The organism is Tateyamaria sp. (assembly GCF_039945315.1).
Classification (GTDB): domain Bacteria; phylum Pseudomonadota; class Alphaproteobacteria; order Rhodobacterales; family Rhodobacteraceae; genus Tateyamaria.
The window spans coordinates 1-16,949 of the sequence record NZ_JBDUXB010000048.1; the positions used below are offsets into that span (position 1 = coordinate 1).

At 58.3% G+C, this 16,949-nt stretch carries 17 protein-coding genes; 13 read left to right on the plus strand and 4 right to left on the minus strand.

The window, feature by feature from the left end:
- Positions 1 to 325 precede the first annotated feature (325 nt).
- The 3 genes from ABJD00_RS14865 (at position 326) to ABJD00_RS14875 (ending at position 2,946) form a co-directional block, all read left to right on the plus strand.
- Positions 326 to 559: a helix-turn-helix domain-containing protein gene (locus tag ABJD00_RS14865; protein ID WP_413831264.1), complete on the plus strand. Its 234-nt coding sequence runs from the start codon at positions 326 to 328 to the stop codon at positions 557 to 559.
- 90 nt (positions 560 to 649) lie between these two features.
- On the plus strand, positions 650 to 1,798 hold the full coding sequence (locus tag ABJD00_RS14870) for an amidohydrolase (protein WP_413831237.1): 1,149 nt from the start codon (positions 650 to 652) through the stop codon (positions 1,796 to 1,798).
- A 2-nt stretch (positions 1,799 to 1,800) separates the two neighbouring features.
- Entirely contained in the window at positions 1,801 to 2,946 is a 1,146-nt protein-coding gene (locus ABJD00_RS14875) for a M24 family metallopeptidase (protein WP_413831239.1), read from the plus strand.
- 218 nt (positions 2,947 to 3,164) lie between these two features.
- On the opposite strand, the gene ilvC is transcribed toward ABJD00_RS14875, so the two are convergent.
- Positions 3,165 to 4,187 (minus strand): ketol-acid reductoisomerase, encoded by a 1,023-nt coding sequence (gene ilvC, locus ABJD00_RS14880; RefSeq protein WP_108838964.1) that lies wholly within the window; start codon positions 4,185 to 4,187, stop codon positions 3,165 to 3,167.
- 134 nt (positions 4,188 to 4,321) lie between these two features.
- Between ilvC and ABJD00_RS14885 the strand changes: the two genes are divergently transcribed.
- The 4 genes from ABJD00_RS14885 to ABJD00_RS14900 all read left to right on the plus strand — a co-directional run bounded on the left by ABJD00_RS14885 (position 4,322) and on the right by ABJD00_RS14900 (position 7,310).
- On the plus strand, positions 4,322 to 4,777 hold the full coding sequence (locus tag ABJD00_RS14885; RefSeq protein WP_413831242.1) for an Lrp/AsnC family transcriptional regulator: 456 nt from the start codon (positions 4,322 to 4,324) through the stop codon (positions 4,775 to 4,777).
- The gene (locus tag ABJD00_RS14890; RefSeq protein WP_413831244.1) at positions 4,774 to 5,250 is read left to right on the plus strand and encodes an Lrp/AsnC family transcriptional regulator; all 477 of its coding nucleotides are present in this window, start codon (positions 4,774 to 4,776) and stop codon (positions 5,248 to 5,250) included. The genes ABJD00_RS14885 and ABJD00_RS14890 overlap by 4 nt, the downstream gene beginning before the upstream one ends.
- A 41-nt stretch (positions 5,251 to 5,291) precedes the next feature.
- Entirely contained in the window at positions 5,292 to 6,098 is an 807-nt protein-coding gene (locus tag ABJD00_RS14895; protein WP_413831246.1) for a zinc-dependent peptidase, read from the plus strand.
- Positions 6,099 to 6,182: 84 nt separating this feature from the next.
- Entirely contained in the window at positions 6,183 to 7,310 is a 1,128-nt protein-coding gene (locus tag ABJD00_RS14900; protein ID WP_413831248.1) for an aminotransferase class V-fold PLP-dependent enzyme, read from the plus strand.
- A 27-nt stretch (positions 7,311 to 7,337) separates the two neighbouring features.
- Here ABJD00_RS14900 and ABJD00_RS14905 read toward each other — a convergent pair whose 3' ends face one another.
- Complete coding sequence (locus tag ABJD00_RS14905; protein WP_413831250.1) at positions 7,338 to 8,549, minus strand: UbiH/UbiF family hydroxylase; 1,212 nt, start codon at positions 8,547 to 8,549, stop codon at positions 7,338 to 7,340.
- Positions 8,550 to 8,613: 64 nt separating this feature from the next.
- A complete protein-coding gene (locus ABJD00_RS14910) occupies positions 8,614 to 9,261 on the minus strand; it encodes a pyrimidine 5'-nucleotidase (RefSeq protein WP_413831266.1) in 648 nt (215 codons plus the stop codon).
- A gap of 103 nt (positions 9,262 to 9,364) precedes the next feature.
- Between ABJD00_RS14910 and ABJD00_RS14915 the strand changes: the two genes are divergently transcribed.
- Complete coding sequence (locus ABJD00_RS14915; protein WP_413831252.1) at positions 9,365 to 10,018, plus strand: GntR family transcriptional regulator; 654 nt, start codon at positions 9,365 to 9,367, stop codon at positions 10,016 to 10,018.
- Here ABJD00_RS14915 and ABJD00_RS14920 read toward each other — a convergent pair.
- Positions 10,003 to 11,901, minus strand: a complete 1,899-nt coding sequence (locus tag ABJD00_RS14920; RefSeq protein ID WP_413831254.1) for a glycosyltransferase family 2 protein — start codon at positions 11,899 to 11,901, stop codon at positions 10,003 to 10,005. The two genes, ABJD00_RS14915 and ABJD00_RS14920, sit on opposite strands and share 16 nt — an antisense overlap.
- Positions 11,902 to 12,074: 173 nt before the next feature.
- Here ABJD00_RS14920 and ABJD00_RS14925 point away from each other — a divergent pair, with 173 nt between their 5' ends.
- From ABJD00_RS14925 to ABJD00_RS14945, 5 genes are all read left to right on the plus strand, one after another.
- Positions 12,075 to 13,091 carry a site-specific integrase gene (locus ABJD00_RS14925; protein ID WP_413831256.1) on the plus strand — a complete coding sequence of 339 codons (1,017 nt, stop codon included), beginning with the start codon at positions 12,075 to 12,077 and terminating at the stop codon, positions 13,089 to 13,091.
- A complete protein-coding gene (locus tag ABJD00_RS14930; RefSeq protein WP_413831258.1) occupies positions 13,081 to 13,572 on the plus strand; it encodes a hypothetical protein in 492 nt (163 codons plus the stop codon). The genes ABJD00_RS14925 and ABJD00_RS14930 overlap by 11 nt, the downstream gene beginning before the upstream one ends.
- 137 nt (positions 13,573 to 13,709) lie before the next feature.
- Complete coding sequence (locus tag ABJD00_RS14935; protein ID WP_413831260.1) at positions 13,710 to 13,901, plus strand: helix-turn-helix transcriptional regulator; 192 nt, start codon at positions 13,710 to 13,712, stop codon at positions 13,899 to 13,901.
- Between the two features lie 106 nt (positions 13,902 to 14,007).
- Positions 14,008 to 16,353: an AAA family ATPase gene (locus ABJD00_RS14940; protein ID WP_413831262.1), complete on the plus strand. Its 2,346-nt coding sequence runs from the start codon at positions 14,008 to 14,010 to the stop codon at positions 16,351 to 16,353.
- A 470-nt stretch (positions 16,354 to 16,823) separates the two neighbouring features.
- Positions 16,824 to 16,949, plus strand: a 126-nt coding sequence (locus tag ABJD00_RS14945) for a DUF5681 domain-containing protein (RefSeq protein WP_413857550.1), incomplete at its 3' end; no start/stop codon positions are given.

The window sequence follows — 16,949 nt, forward strand, 5'->3', positions numbered from 1 at the left end:
CGCGCTGCATCCCCTGGCCGATAAGCACATCAACCTGCCGCAGCTTCTGAACTATTTCCTCTGGCTTGTGTCGTTTGTTCGCCATTCTCTGTCCTCCGTTTCCTAAACATAACGGTGGACCAATTCAGATGGGGAGCCTCACGAGTTCCCAGCGCACTGGTTGCTGCTTCGATACGGAGGTGGGCAAAGCCAAAACCTCCCGGAAAACTTCACAGGTGGCGATGATTTTCTTCAGCAAACCCGCGATCTGCTGGAACTGCATCTCGACAAGCAACCTGCCACTCTGAACGGGTTTGCCGAGTTGTTTTCGCAAAACCCCGGGCGTTTGAAACGCACCTTCCGGGCAAATGGTACAAGCTTCAAAGTTGAACTGGAAAAATGTCGGGCAAAGCGAGCCAAGACTTTGCTTGCAAGCAGCCAACTCTCGATAAAGGAAATTGGTGAAAGTGTTGGGCTTCTGGACCAACCCACTTTTCATAGGAGCTTCAAACGATGGACCGGGTTGACCCCAGGCGAATTCAGAAATCGCAATCGAAATGTAACGCCGGCTGATCGGTGAGCGGAGGATCGCCTCTGTGGAGGTCGTTTTTCTACCTGCGTTCCTGAGAAATAAAGTTAACCTCGTCGGACACCATCCAAAGAGAGACCAATGCCTCCGATTGATTTAAGTGCCCTGCGCCATGAATTTCACAAAATGCCCGAACTCGGCTTTGCTGAAGAGCGCACGAAAGCACGGATTGCGGGCATCCTTGAGGACTTGGGGGTCGAGACCACTATCGGTGTGGGCGTTGTCGGCGTTCTGAAACGTGGTTCCGGCAATCGCGCCATCGGATTGCGTGCTGATATGGACGCATTACCGATCCATGAGGCAAGCAACCATGACTATGTGTCCCAGACGGCTGGCGTGATGCACGCTTGTGGGCATGACGGCCATATGACCATGCTCTTGGGCGCGGCGGAGGCCTTGGCCGAAGACTCCAATTTTGACGGCACAGTGGTGTTCATTTTTCAGCCCAACGAAGAGCACGGATTGGGTGCGCAAGCCATGATTTCTGAGGGCCTGCTGGAGCGCTTACCTGTTGAGGAAATCTATGCCATTCACAATCTTCCGGGCGCACCAGTGGGGCAGGTATCCACGCGGCCCGGTCAAATCTGTTCAAGCGAAAGCCTGTTCGAAATTCTGATCGAAGGCCAAGGCGGTCACGCATCCATGCCGCAGGTGGGGCGTGATGCTATTACCATCGGGGCAGAGGTCGTGCAGGCCTTGCAAACCATCGTCTCGCGCAAGCTTGCACCGGGTGCCGGAGTTGTCGTTTCAGTGACGGAAATCCTGACCGATGGCCAACGCAATGTCCTACCCGGTATCGCAACCCTCAAAGGTGACGTGCGCGCACGAGTGCCCGAAGATCGCGAGGAAGTGGCACGCCTTATGCGCCGGTTGGCGGAAGGCATCGGAACCGCCCACGGTGTAAAGATATCAGTGAAATTCAACACCGAATTCATCGAGACGATCAATGCTCCGGAACAAACTCGTGCCGTCGTGGAGGCAGGTCTCGCCCTAGGGCTGGAGACAGAAGGAAATCGCGAACCCATGAGTTTCTCAGAGGATTTCGCGCATTTCTCCGCTGCTGTCCCAGGGTGCTTCTTGCTGCTCGGCAACGGTCAAGAAGGGCCTTGTGCCCAGCCGCTCCATTCGGACGATTACGATTTCAACGATGATCTATTGCCAATTGGGGCGGCGTTTTGGGCTCAACTGGTGCGTGAACGCCTACCGATCGCGGGAAACGAGGGCGACTAGAGATGTTTGAATCTCGTATGCAAACTCTTCGTGCTGAATTGGGTAAAAATGGGCTCGATGTCGCGTTCATCACAGATGACGACAATGTTTATTACCTGACAGGTTATTACGATTACTTGCACATGGAATTCGGTCGCCCGACCATATTGGTGGTGCCCCGCGAAGGTTCCAGCCTGTTGATCACTCCCACAATTGACCTCAACACCGCTCAATCCGCGGCGCGTGTGGACAGGATCGCCGCGTGGAATGATGGAATGGGGGAGGAATGGCGCGCTGAATTGCCTGCGGTGGTCAAAGGTGCCACACGTATCGGAATAGAGCCAGATCACATGCCCTCCCTTGTGCGCAGATATGTTGATGAACTGGTCGACTCACAGAACCTCGCCTCGGTCACACCCGTCCTATCCGGGATGCGGATGATCAAATCGACGCAAGAGCTACAGCTTGCCCGCCATGCAGGTCAGGTCGCAAACGCGATGATGAATGCCGGCCGCGCGGCCATCGGAGATGGCGTGCCGGAATACGAAGTAGCCCTTGCCACTTCGCAAGCGGGAACCCGTAAAGCAGCAGAACTTCTGAGCGCGCATTACGACGACGCCGATATGTCTCCGAACACGCATTTCCTACAAATCATGGCTTCGGGCGAAACGATTACAAAGACCCATCACCGCGCCACCACACGTATCATGCGGCGCGGCGAGCCCGTGTTTCTTTGCTTCTGCGGCATGACCAATTTTCATCGCTTCAAGCTGGGGTTTGACCGAACCTTTTGGATTGGTGAGATGAAAGACCCGTCGCAAGCAGCGGTCTATGAGGTCGCGCTGGCCAGCCAGCAAGCCGCCCTTTCTGGGATGCGCCCCGGCGTGACAGCAGAAAGCGTCCACGCCGCATATGCAGAAGTAATTCAAGGTGCAGGATACGAGTATCCGTTCCGATGTGGCCGTGCGACGGGTTTCAGCTTTCTAGAAATGCCGCAGCTGGTTACCGGTGACAAAACAATCCTTCAGCCAGGCATGGTCTTGGCAGTGGATGGATCTGTGACCGTTGATACCTTCCGTGCGCAAATCGGCGACAGCTTTATCATTACGAAAGACGGCTATGAGCCAGTGACCGATCACCCCAAGGCAATCGAGCAACTGATCTTGTGATCTGTGTGAATGGTTTTGCCCAACTTCGGTGAGACTGTTTGTATGTTAAAGCAGCCGTTAGTGTAGCAACTGTGAAGGCCCGCTTTGTCCCGCACAGCGGACACTATATCTGTTGCACCCAAAAACATTCAATTGGCTGAAACCCTGCCTTGCCAGCGGTTGCGTGAGGATGGGCAGGGGTGCCCATCCTCCGCGGTGCTTGCCGTAGTAGCCGTGTCTTAGTTCTTGGCCTTGTCGACCATCTTGCCTGCTGAAATCCACGGCATCATGCCGCGCAGGGTTTCGCCAGTGGCTTCGATCTGATGTTCGTCGTTGATCCGGCGTGTCCCTTTGAAGAACGGCTGGCCAACTGCGTTTTCGGTCATGAAGTCACGCACGAATTTGCCGGTTTGGATGTCGGTCAGGATGTCCTTCATCCGTGCCTTTGTCTCGTCGTACGGCAGCACGCGCGGGCCGGAGACGTATTCGCCGTACTCAGCCGTATTGGAGATCGAGTAGTTCATGTTGGCGATGCCGCCCTCATAGATCAGGTCCACGATCAGCTTCACTTCGTGCAGGCATTCGAAATAGGCCATCTCGGGGGCGTAACCCGCCTCGACCAGCGTTTCAAAGCCCATGCGGATCAGTTCGACCAGACCGCCACACAGAACGGCCTGTTCGCCGAAGAGGTCTGTTTCGCATTCTTCGCGGAAGTTGGTTTCGATGATGCCTGAGCGGCCGCCACCGATGGCGGAGCAGTAGGACAGGCCGATTTCCAGCGCACGGCCGGATGCGTCGTTGTCGATCGCGACAAGGCAGGGCACGCCGCCGCCTTTGACGTATTCACCGCGCACGGTGTGGCCGGGGCCTTTGGGCGCCATCATGACGACGTCGATGCCTGCTTTGGGTTCGATCAGGCCAAAGTGCACGTTCAGGCCGTGGGCGAATGCGATTGCAGCGCCTTCACGGATGTTGTCGTGCACGTATTTCTTGTAGGTTTCGGCCTGCAGTTCGTCGGGCATTGTGAACATGATCAGGTCGGCCCAAGCGGCGGCTTCGGCGATGCCCATGGTTTTCAGGCCTTCACCTTCGGCTTTGGCGATGGATGGCGAGCCTTCGCGCAGGGCGACGACGACGTTCTTGGCGCCACTGTCGCGCAGGTTCAGTGCGTGGGCGTGGCCTTGGGAGCCGTAGCCGAGAATGGCCACTTTCATGTCTTTGATCAGGTTGATGTCGCAATCGCGGTCATAATATACGCGCATGTCTTGTCCCTCCGGGGTTGTTGTCTGGGCCGGGTTATACGGATGTTCTACCGGTTGGGCATCGTTGGTTTTTGAGTTATTTTGATCTAATGTGGGGTGGATCATGCGTAAGAAAGTTATTATGCGGTGAAATCATGCTAGATGATGTAGATCGCCGCATAGTGCGCCAATGGCAGGCCGACCCGACCCTTGCCCCTGCTGATCTGGCCGAGCGGGCGCGGGTCAGTGTGGGCCAGCTTGCCCGTCGTCAGGCCAAGTTGCGCGAGGCCGGGGTGGTCAATGGGGTCGTTGGCATCATTGACTGGGCGGCACTTGGATATGCGGTTGAGGTGTCTTTGCGCGTGACATTGGACAAGACCCAAGGTGCGGCCTTTGACGAATTTATTGCCGGTGCCCGCGAGGTGCCCGAAGTGATCGAGATCCAAACGTTTTTGGGTCGGGTTGATGTGCGCCTGTCGGTCATCGCGCGGGACATGGCCCATTACCAGCATCTTTATCGCAGTCGCATTCTGGTCTTGCCCCATATCGCGGATATCGAGGCGCTGATGCATGTGGCCCGTATCAAGAGCGATCTGGCGCTGCCGTTATGACGTTGGATGACACAGATTTTGCGATCCTGCGGATGTTGGCGCGGGATGCGGGGCAGGGTGCCGGGGCCATTGGGCGCGCTTGCGGACTGTCGCAACCTGCCGCGTGGCGCAGGATCAAGCGGTTGCGCGAGGCGGGTGTTTTTGGGGGGCAGCGGCTGGTGCTGGATGCGGCGGGCCTCGGGTTTGGTGTGACTGTGTTTCTGGGGGTGAAGTTGGCGACCAAGGGCCGCGTCAGCCTTGATGATTTTGAACGTGCGGTCAGCGCCATTCCCGAGGTGCAGACAGTTGAGCATGTGCTGGGGCTTTATGACTATCGCCTGCGCGTTGTGGCCCGCGATTTGCCTGACTTTGAGCGGGTTTTGCGCCGTCGCATCATGACTTTGCCCGGTGCGGGTGAGGTCGAGGCCAATGTGCTGCTCAGCGAAGAACGGCGCCCGGGGCCATTGGGGGTTAGCGCGCCCAGCGTTGGCTGACATTGCCTTTTCCCGGCACTGGCCTGTAGTAGGATCACACCATGCTCGTCCTTTTGCTTATCATCGTTGTTTTGGGTGTGATCGGCGCACTGTATGTCCGTCGCGTGCGCCATAGGCGTGGGCTGCTGAGTGCGCCTTTGACCGACCGGGAGTGGGACATCCTGTTTGATGCCGTGCCTTTGCTGCGCCGCATGCCTGTCAAGTTTCGCGCAGCGTTCGAGGGCAAGGTCAATTTGTTCCTCGACCAAGTGGAATTTCAGGGCTGCAACGGGCTGGAGGTTACCGAAGACATGGAGTTGTCGGTTGCCGCTCAGGCCTGCCTGCTCGTAGTCAATACGGATCGCTGGTACGACAAGTTGACCACTGTGTTGATTTACCCGGCGGCCTTCAAATCCAAGCAGGTGCGCCGGGACGGATATGTCGTGAGCGAGGCCGAAGTGGTGCGGACCGGCGAAAGCTGGAGCAGGGGGCCAGTGATCCTGTCATGGAGAGACGCACAAATCGGGGCAGAACAGGATCGCAGTGGGCACAACGTCGTGCTGCACGAATTTGCCCATCAACTCGACGATATGTCCGGGCGCACGAACGGCATCCCGGTGCTTGAGCCCGGGCAGGCCTATGCAACATGGGAGGCTGTGTTCGTGGACGCCTTCAACCGCCATGTTGATGACGTCGAGAATGGTCGCAGAACCGCGGTAGATGCTTACGGCGCGACCAATCACCAGGAATACTTTGCGGTCGTCATTGAGCTCTTTTACGAACGGCCCGCCCTGTTGAAGCGCGCGGAGCCAAAGGTTTACGAACAGATTTCCAAACTGTTGCGCCTTGATCCGGTGACGTGGGGCTGAGCGTTCAATTGCATACGAAGGTAGACTTTGCCTTTGTCGCAACTCTCCGTTAACCCATCACATCAATGATGGGAGGAACATGACATGGCCGCACTTTTGGACACCGTAGACCCGACCGGTCTGGAAGAATTTTCGGTGGTTTTTACCGACCGTTCGCTGAACCACATGAGCGTCGCGTTTCAGACGGTGATGAACGACATCTCGTCTATGCTTAAAGAGGTTTATGCCGCGGATGCCGTGGTTGTTGTTCCCGGCGGTGGTACCTTTGGAATGGAGGCTGTGGCCCGTCAGTTTGGGCGCGGCGCTGATGTGCTGGTCGTACGCAACGGCTGGTTTTCCTATCGTTGGTCCCAGATTTTCGAACTGGGTGGGCTGACCGCATCAACCACAGTATTGAAGGCGCGCCAGACTGGCAACGCCAGTCCTTCGCCCTTTGCACCCGCCCCAATCGACGAGGTAGTTGAGGCCATTCGTATTCAAAAGCCCGACGTTGTGTTTGCCCCGCATGTAGAAACAAGCGCGGGTGTGGTCCTGCCGGACGACTACATTGAAGCGATGGCGGCGGCGGCCCACGATGTCGGCGCGTTGATGGTGCTGGATTGCATTGCGTCTGGCTGTGCCTGGGTTGATATGCGAAAGCTAGGTGTGGATGTGCTGATTTCTGCCCCGCAAAAGGGGTGGTCAGCCTCGCCTTGTGCCGGTTTGGTTATGCTGTCCGAGCGGGCAGTGGCTCGGATGGAAGAGACCACATCGGACAGTTTCGCAATCGACCTCAAAAAGTGGCACCAGATCATGCAGGCCTATGAGAATGGGGGCCATGCCTATCACGCGACCATGCCCACGGATGCGCTGCGCGATTTCCGTGACACCATGAAAGAGACGCAGGTCTATGGGTTTGACAAGCTGAAGGATGCGCAATGGGCGCTGGGCAATGCGGTGCGCGCGATGATGGCTGACAAGGGCATTACGTCGGTTGCTGCTGATGGTTTTGGTGCACCGGGGGTTGTCGTCAGCTATACCAGCGATCCAGACATCCAGACCGGCAAACGGTTTGCCGCTGAGGGCATGCAGATTGCTGCCGGTGTTCCGTTGCAATGCGATGAGCCTGCGGATTTTCGCACGTTCCGGATTGGGTTGTTTGGCCTCGACAAGCTCTATGATGTCAACGCTACAGTTGCACGTTTGGCCCGGGTTGTGGATCAGGTTCTCTAGCGCACGTCTGATGCGGGTGACTTCTGCCTAGCTGGCAGCCCGTGTGCCGAGGCCCAGTTGCATAAGCGTTTTGCGGACGGGTGCCACCTCGTGCAGGGTTTTGAGCCCAAAGGCGCGCGCGTCGCGCGCCAGCGGCGAAGACGCCTGACTCGCGCGGTTGAGCAGATCGATGCCCGTCACCCGCATTCGAATGTCGCCAAAGCGTGCCCTGTGATAGGCGTCAAGCATCGCCGCAACTCCAAGGCCCTCAGGGCGCTTTTGTGCGAGGTCCAGCAGTGTTGCGGTGTCTGCAAGGCTCATGTTCAGGCCCTGCGCGCCGATCGGGGGCACCACATGTGCGGCCTCCGCGATCAAGGCAAGCCGTGCCCCGCTCAATCGTTCGGCATGTTGGCTGATGATGGGCCAGATCGTGCGCCGCGAGGCCAGCGTAAGAGGCCCAAGCAAATGACAACTGCGCGCTGTCATCTCTGCCTCGAAATCGGTGACATCCGCTTGCATCCGCGCCATGCTGGCCGCCCCATCATCCATCCAGACAACGGCAGAAGACGGCATTCCATCATGATCAGGCAAAGGAACTAGCGTGAACGGCCCACCAGTCTGGTGCACTTCGGTCGACACATTCTGGTGCGGGATCGGATGGGTCACGGCAAAGGCCAGCGCTTTTTGCCCGTAACGCCGGGTGGTGACACCGATGCCAGCCGCGGTGCGCATGGGCGACGCGCGCCCGTCTGCCGCGATTACGAGCCGTGCGCTGATACGGCTTCCGTCAGAGAGCCCCACACGCGCCTCTGCAGTGCGACCCAAAAGGCTTCGCGTGCCAACACCGGGGCGGAAATCCACGCTGTCCAGCGCCTCAAGCCGTGCGACCATTTCCCGGCGCAACCGCCAGTTGGGCAGGTTCCAGCCAAAGGGCAGACCGGACACGTCGCTGGCGCGGAAGGCTCTGATTTCGCGCGCTGATCCGTCAGTGCCGCCCGCGTCCACGATCTGCATCACGTCAAGCGCAGTGGCATGGGGGGCAAGGGCCTCCCACAAGCCCGCTTGCTCCAGTAGGTCGCGAGCAGGTTGCAGCATGGCCGTTGTGCGCATGTCTGACCCTGTCGCCTCACGCTCGGTCACGGGCGGGGTGGGATCGACACAGATGACATTAAAGCCTGCAGCGCCGAAGGCCGCCGCTGCGGTCAGGCCAGCAATGCCGCCGCCGGAAATCAGAATATCACAAGGGGTGATGTCGCGCATGATGTGCCTTTCGTTACACCAAGACATATGCCTTTGCGCCGCCGGGCCAAGGCGGCATCCTGTCCTACCCGGTCAACCGAGTCAAAAAGTGGCTCAGATCGTCCGTGTGGTGGTGAATATGGGGTTCTTCCACGGGGTCGGGGGCCACATGGACCGTTTTCATCCCCATCGCGTGGGGGGCAGCAAGGTTGCGCGGTTCATCCTCAAACATCGCACCCACGGCAGGGTCCAGCCCATCGCGGGTGAACACCTCTTCAAAGGCACTGTGTTCGGGTTTGGGCCGGTAGCCCGCATGTTCCACGCCATAGATCGCATCAAAAAGACCCGAAAGCCCCCGCGCCGCCAGCACCTGCTCGGCATAAGGCGCCGAGCCGTTGGTGTAGACAATGCGCCGCCCGGGCAGCGCGCGGATGCGAGCGTGCAGGTCCGCATCGGGTTGCAATGCATCAAACGAAATGTCGTGCACGTCCACCAGATACGGATCGGGATCAAGGTCATGTTCGCGCATCAGGCCCGCCAGTGTGGTGCCGTGCTCGCGCCAATAGTGGACGCGCAGCCGGTCCGCCTCGGCCTTGTCCACGCCAAGCGCTTCCATCACATAGGCAGTCATCCGAACCTCGATCTGGTCAAAGAGGCGGACAGAAGGGTGATAAAGCGTGTTGTCGAGGTCAAAGACCCAGGCACGCACATGGGCGAATTCAGCAGCTGGCATAGGCGCAGGCTTAGAGCGGGGTGCGATTAACTGCAAGAGGGTTGCGCGGGCCACACCCCGCACCCTAGGGTGCGCTATATCAACGACTTAAGAGCCTTGCCCCATGCCCTCTGCGCGCTCCAACAACACCGATGCCTATTCCCTGATCCTTGAGGCGATCGACATCGGCACCTATCGCCCCGGCGATCGGTTGGTGGAAAGCGAGTTGGCCGAACGCTTTGGCGTGTCCCGCACCCCGGTGCGCGAGGCATTGCAACGTCTTGAAACCCAGTCACTGCTGGCGCGCGATGGGCGCAGCCTGATCGTGGCCTCGCTCGATCACAACCAGATGTCCGAGCTTTACGTTGTACGTAGCCAGTTGGAAGGGTTGGCCGCCTCCCTCGCGGCGCGCCATGCCACGGATGAAGAGGTCCGCATTCTGCGCGAAATGGTCGAAGCGGACAACGAATTGATTGGCGACCCTGCTGCCCTGAGCCGGGCCAACCGTCGCTTTCACAAACAAATCCATCTGGCATCGCACAACCGCTATCTGGTGCAACAGCTTGATCTGGTGCACCGCACCATGGCGCTGATGGCCACAACGTCACTGGCAGCGGTGGGGCGCACCCGGATTGCGCAGGAAGAACACGACAAGATCGTCACAGCCATCGAAGCCAAGGACGAGGCGGGCGCAGGTGACGCGCTGCGCGAACATATCTCTGTGGCGTTTATGACCCGTCTCAAGCAGGACGCAGACGCGCGTCAGGACGAGGGCTGAGGTCCGTCGCTGTCCGCCTTCTCATGTCCGTGCTGGGTTTTGTCCCAGTAAAACGGCTTGACCAACAATTCGTAAAACGCCTTGTAACTCGCCAGCGCCCCAAGCGGAAAATAGAACACAAGCGTGGGCACCCATCCCAGCAAGTGCCGGTGATGGCGATTTGAAACGGCGAGCATGCCGATGATGATATTGAGCGCCTCCGCGCTGATGAAAAAAATCGCTAGCGACCAGACGATCTCAGGACCGAGCGTTTCGACCATCGGATGCGGGACGCCGAACATGGGCAGCCAAAAACTCCAAAGCAGAGGCAAGGCCGCAAATTGTATGACGGTGGCCAGAAACATCGCCTGAATGCCCAGAAACCGCCAAAGCCCAAGATCCCGTAACAACGCGCGGGGCGAGCGCATGTGCACGAAATAGGTGATCAGATATCCTTTGATCCAGCGTGAACGTTGTTTGACCCACGGCCAAGCACGGCAGTTTGCCTCTTCATAGGTTACCGTTGGGATCAGTTCGGTGGTATAGCCGTGGCGCGCAAGGCGGATCCCGAGATCGGCGTCTTCAGTCACGTTGTGCGCATCCCAGCCCCCGATGTCTTCAAGAATGCTTCGGCGGAAGAACAACGTGGTTCCCCCGAGCGGCAAAACGAGGCCAAGGCGAGACACGCCGGGCAACACCAGACGCCACCAGCTTGCGTATTCGATTGTAAAACAGCGTGAGAGCCAGTTCTGGCGCGGATTGTAATAATCAAGAATGCCCTGCAGGCAGGCCACCTTCGGTCCGGCCCGGGAAAATTGGGCGACGACTTTTTCTAGCTGGTCTGGTTCTGGCGCATCCTCGGCGTCCCACACCCCGATAATATCGCCTCTGCAAAAGTCGAGCGCATAGTTCATTGCGCGTGGTTTGGTGGTGAGCGTGCAATCATCGGGCACCTCAATCACCCGCATCCAGCTGGGTAGAACGGTGCGTGCCAGCGTGGTTTTGGTGACGTCATCCTTGGCTTCCAGCACCAGAACGACCTCAAGCAATGCCTTGGGGTAGGTGAGTTTCGAAAGACGCTGGATAAGCGCCTCGGCGATCCGTTCTTCGTTGAACAGGGGCACCAGAACAGAGATTTTGGGAGATCTGGCGCTGGGCGCTTCGGCCAGTGGTTCGACGCGGGCAGGCAATTGGTGGGTCATGCGCGCCACAAGGGCCAGAGCCTTGAGCGTCGTCGTCATCGCAAGCGTCAGCATCGCAAATGCAACCAGGACGGTGATGGACCATACCGGGTAGACGCCAATCACTCCGAGGACGAGGGCAGCGACAAAGCCAGCCTGCGCCCGACCAAATGCTCCACCAAGTGACCACGTGCGACAACTGACAGCCGCAGGCAACTTGGTTACAGCCCGCCGCGCCAAATGAACGCCAAACAGCTTGCCGGTCTGTTCGATAATTTGATCCTGATCTGCGATCACGGGCAGCATGCCCGGGGCGCCCCGCGGCAGGGCGGCGGCCAACGCATCCATCTGGTCAGGTTGCGTGGTGGCCACCAACAACGTGTTATCGACCCAACGCCATGGCACGACGCTAAAGCGTTGGCACAAAGCGGCAGGCAGTGACTGTGACATGAGCGGGCTGGGCGGATCAACGTCCAGATCAACCCGGTCGGCATCGTTTTGTACGGCCAGTGCAGTCAGGACATCGCTGCGTGCCACATGCCCCTCAGCGACCAGAATTTCGCCCAGCGGCGAGTCGATGCGCCGTTGCATGGCGAGTGCCTGTAACAGGGTGGTCTGGCTGATCAACCCGGCATTCACCAACTGCCGTCCTACTGGCAGGGCAGGTCGATCGCGTCGCGCAATAGGGTGCGGCGCGGACAAACGCAGTAAAGGATCACTCATTCTCGGGGCCTGAACCTATTGGTCGAGGCACTCTGCGCCCGCATGGTTAACGATCGTTAATAGAGTTCTTGAGCGAATTCGCATTAAGCCACTGAAATACTTTACAAACGTATCACGCTACTTCACAGCGGATCGCAGTAGTTATGGGCATCAGGCCCTCAGGAGGGCATCAAATGGCGACGATTCGGAAGCGTGGCGAGAGTTGGTTTGCACAGGTTAAGAAGAGCGGCGTGCGTCGTTCTAAGTCGTTCAGCACGAAGGGAATGGCTCAGAAATGGGCGACCAAGACCGAGCGCGACATCGAACTTGGCGAGATAGGCTTGCCATCAAAGCGGGCCGAGGGCCACACTCTGGCAGAGGCCGCAAAGCAATATGTCGCGGAGCAGGGCCACAGCTTCAGCCGCAGCAAGATGGGGCACCTTCAGCGTGGGGTGCAGACGTGGGGCAACGTCAAACTGGAGTCGGCGCGACAGGCCGACATTCAGGATATTTTCAAAGCGTCCGACCTCGCGGGCACGTCCCTCGAACTGGCGTTGGCCACTATTGGGGGCGTCGTTAAATACGCGCGGTCTGTCTGGATGTGGGACGTGTCAGAGCAGCCATGGCACGAAACCAAGGCGGCCATGAAGCGGAATGGGGCCATCAAGCCCATCCAGCACCGCAGTCGTCGCTGCAGCCCTGACGAGGAGCAGCTTATCGCCTCGCACTGGCAGTCAAATAGCATCCCCTCCAGCGTCGTTGCCTTCCTGATCGACACACCAATGCGGTCAGGGGAACTCTGCGGGCTGCGCTGGGACGACGTCGAGCGGAAAGAGGCCAACAAGTTCATCGTCACGATCAGAGAGAGGAAAGGCACCAAGGCAGACGACAGGGTGCCTCTGCTTGGGCGCTCAGGCCCGATCATGGAGGGCTGGTACGCCAGCCGGGGCAAGACCAGCTTTGTGTTGGGCTTTTCCCAGACGACGGTTTACCAGACGTTCAAGAAGGCCACCGAGGCTGCCGGGATCGAGGACATGGTGTTGCACGATCTGCGCCACGAAGGGATCAGCAGGCTATTCGATGCTGGCTGGAATATCCCGCAAGTCGCTGTAGTGTCTGGCCACCGTTCGTGGGAGCATTTGAAAAGGTACACCCACATTTCGGCTGAAGATTTGCTGGGCGAAAAGGGGGGGATTTTCAATGCCGGATAAGAAAACGCCACAGAACGAGCGCCTGATATATGACCCTGACAGTCCTGAAACCGGTAGGGAGATCGCGCGTCGCATCGAAGCGGGTGAGGCGCTGGGCAAGAAGACCGTCATGCGCATTAGTGAAGACGGCGAGACGGTGGACCTCTTCGCAATAGAGCCGACATACGAGGCCGCTATGGAGTTTTACGAACCCGTGATGGCGCGCGACGCGAAGCGTGCAGAGGTTGAGAGCGAAAGGCGTGAAAAAATATCGGTCAAAGCCAGCAAGCCGCGCCTCGGAGGGCGCAAGCCCTACAGGGATGAGTTGCTGGCTTTGGTAGATAAGAAGCTGCAAGCCAAACCGAGGCCGTCCATTTATGCCGCCTGTACATACGCCTTAGGTGAACTGGGCGAGAGGCTAGCAAAAGAAGGGAAAGAAGAGGAGGCCGACGACCTGCTTACGCCCGACAGACTGCGTAAATTGTACTCCAGCAAAAAATAGTTGGGCGCTAAGGTATCTTAGCGGTCAGCGACCAGCACACATCCGTGCTTATTGGCGGTCACTCGTAACCGGGTGTCACCGTTGACAGTTTCCAGACCTTGGCGGTGACACCCTCTATCACGGAGGGTTTCCCCCCAATGACTGACCTAGAATATCTCACCCCGATCGATCTGTCGAAGCTAATTCAGGTGCCACTGAATACGCTGGCCAACTGGCGCTGCGTGGGTGCTGGCCCCAATTACGTCAAGCTCGGCCAGCGCATCCGTTACCCCGCAGCCGACGTCCAAGAGTGGATCGAAGCTGGCCGTCAAGACCGAGGTGCAGCATGAGCGGCCCGGATATTGAGGAGCTTCGGGCTGCGATCAGATTTTGTCCCACGACAGGTTTTTTATGGTGGAAATACCGCGAGGACTTGCCTGCGAGTTGGAATGCGCGATGAGTGACGGAACGGACGCCCGCGACGGTGCCACGTCCTTCGATGTATTTGAGGAGGAACTGAAAAGCGCTGAGATGAACAGCGCCACACCGATTGAGACAGAAACGGCTACTGGGGCAAACAAGGCCATCGCGTTAGAATATGCCGCCAACGGTTTCCCGGTATTTCCTTGCTTAGAGGCTGACGGTTTAGCGGTCGATGCCAAGGGCAGACCAAAGAAGGCAAAAGCACCCTACACGTCCAGCGGTTTCCGCGATGCCAGCGCCAATGCTCAGACTGTCAAAGAGTGGTGGTCAGATTGGCCAGACGCACTTGTCGGGCTTCCCACGGGCGCTGCCAGCGGTATCGCAGTGATCGATGTGGACACCTGCAAAGAGACAGGTGAGGCCGTTGGTGAGAAGCAGGCGCAACAGGCCGGGCTGACGGTCCTTGGGGCACTCTCAGTTGCCACACCCAGTGGAGGACGGCACGACATCTACAGGCACGTTGAGGGGGCGAAGTCGTCTGCCAAACAGATCGCGGAATATGTCGATGTCCGCGCCGAGGGCGGTTACATCATCGCGCCCGGTACGAAGATGCCAGACGGCACCGCATACATCGCGCAAGGTGGCGACCTGATCGCGGACATCGCCCGCCTGCCTGCCTATCCCCTTGATCGCGTGAACGCCGCGATTGAGGCGCGCAAAGATGCCAAACAGGCCCACAAGCCAAGGCCAAGTCCCAGCCACAGCCAAAATCATAGCACACCAGAACAAACGATTGAGATTGTGCGCGGCGCGCTGACGCTTGCCGTGAACGACATTGGCCGGGAGGATTGGGTAAAGCTGGTGCACAGCCTCAAAGCAGGGTTTGGCGAGTTGTTCCGCGCCGACTTCATTTCATACGGCAACCGATACACGGGCGACCCACCGCCCGAAGCGGGCGAAGCGGAGCGGGTTTGGGATACGTCTGGCCCCGCAACCACTGTCACCAGCATTGGGCCAGCATTGCAGCTGCTCAAGGAACGGATGAACCCTGACCAGTGGCAGCGCCTCCACAGGGACGCGCACAGGGACAGTCAGCCCGTGGATACAAGCCATCGTCTAGCACCCCCTGAGAGGCCGCAAGGCGGTGCTCAGCCATCCACCCCTACCAAAGACCCCCCCCGAGAGGCGCATAATGGGCCTCCTGCGGCCTCTGACGTGCGTATTTTGCCCGATCCTAAACCTGTGGGCATTCTCGACTTTGAAAACATCCCCGCAACGCCGTGGATTTATCGGGATTTCTATGCGCGAGGATACACAAGCCTGACAGTGGCCGCGCCCAAGGTTGGGAAGTCACAACTCGCACTGGCCGAGGCAATGGATATGGCCAGCGGGGGCAAGGTGTTTGGCGTCAATGTCGAGCCGCTGCGCGTTCTGTACGTCAACGCTGAAGATGATCAGAATGTTTTACACGCCCGCTACGCCGCAACCTGCATCAGCGCCGGGATAGATCAGGCCGACTTTGGGGGTCGCCTATGCCTTCAATCGACAGTCAAATACCCTGACCTTTACCTGATCGACCAAATCAATCGCGACCTGACCGTGAACGAGGCCGTTTTTAAATATCTGGAAGACTTGGTTGCACGGAAGGGCTTTGACGTTCTGGTGTTTGACCCCCTTCAAGACTTGAGCCACGCCGAGGAAAGCAACGAAACCTTCAGGGCGTTGGGCCAGCGCATCCGAGAGTTTGCGGCCAAGCGGCAAGTGTCAGTCCATCTGATCCACCACACCCGAAAAGTGATGTCAGGTGTCACCCCGAACATTGACGATGCACGTGGGGGCAGCGCCTTGCGTGGCACCTGTCGCCTCAATCGCATCCTAGTGGGAATGTCAGAGAGTGAGGCCGTTCAGGCGGGCGAGGCCGACCACAGGTATTTTTTCCGCATCGGCGATCAGGAAAGCAATCTGGCCCCGCCATCCAGTGCGCGAAACCAGTGGTTCGAGAAATGCGGCTCCCTACTGCCCAATGGCGAAAGCGTCGGGGCCTTGGCAAAGTGGACGTGGCCAGACGCCTTTGAAGGCATCACGCTGCAAATGGCCTGTGATACCGTTGCCCGCCTCGCGGACCTCGACCCAAAACACGCACGCCAAAGCAAACAGGCAGAACATTGGTTTGGCTACATCGTGGCCCGGATTTGCGGGATCGAAATGCCAGCCGACAAAAAGTCAGATGTTCGCAAGGCAGCAGCAAGCAAGGTGGGGCAAATTCTAACCCAGTGGGAGGCAAATGACTGGATCAAGGTGGGGAGAATTGAGGACCCAAAGAAGCCTGACGGGGTGCCAGTTTACGAGGTTGGGAGCGCCCACCCGAATGGTCAGTGAAATATGGCATTTTGATTTCCCCCCCACCCCCCCCACCCCCTAGGAAGGTGGTGGTGGGGAAGCCCACCCGCACCACTCCATCCTAAGCCTAAAGGCGGATGAAGATGGTGCCAAATCACCACCCTCCCCACGTTGTTTTTAAGGTGGGGAACTAAGTGGGGAAGTGGGGCAACCCTGAGTGGAAACATCAAGGTTGAGAATGAACCCCCCCCTGCTCACTAGCCCGTGGTCGCAACCAAGACATATGAATGAAGATCATAAAATTTGCGGTTATTATGAATTATGATAATGATGTGGGTATGCCTTCCGATCAGCCAAAGGTTGAAAAGCCCCCATGCCCAAGCCGCAAGCCAAAGCAGGGGGCACCCCTCATCCCCTGGCTCAGGGGGGGGCATATTTAAGCGTGCAGACGCGCACCTCGCGCCCGTGATGTCGTGAATTGGAAACAAGCTGAAAACAGGAGCCGTGCCGTGTTTAAAAAAGGCCAAAGTGGCAATCCAAGTGGGCGGCCGAAAATGCCAGTAGAAGTCCGCGAGGCCATCCGTTCAAATGGTGAGCTTGCGGTTAATCGCATGACGCAGCTTCTGTCTGATGAA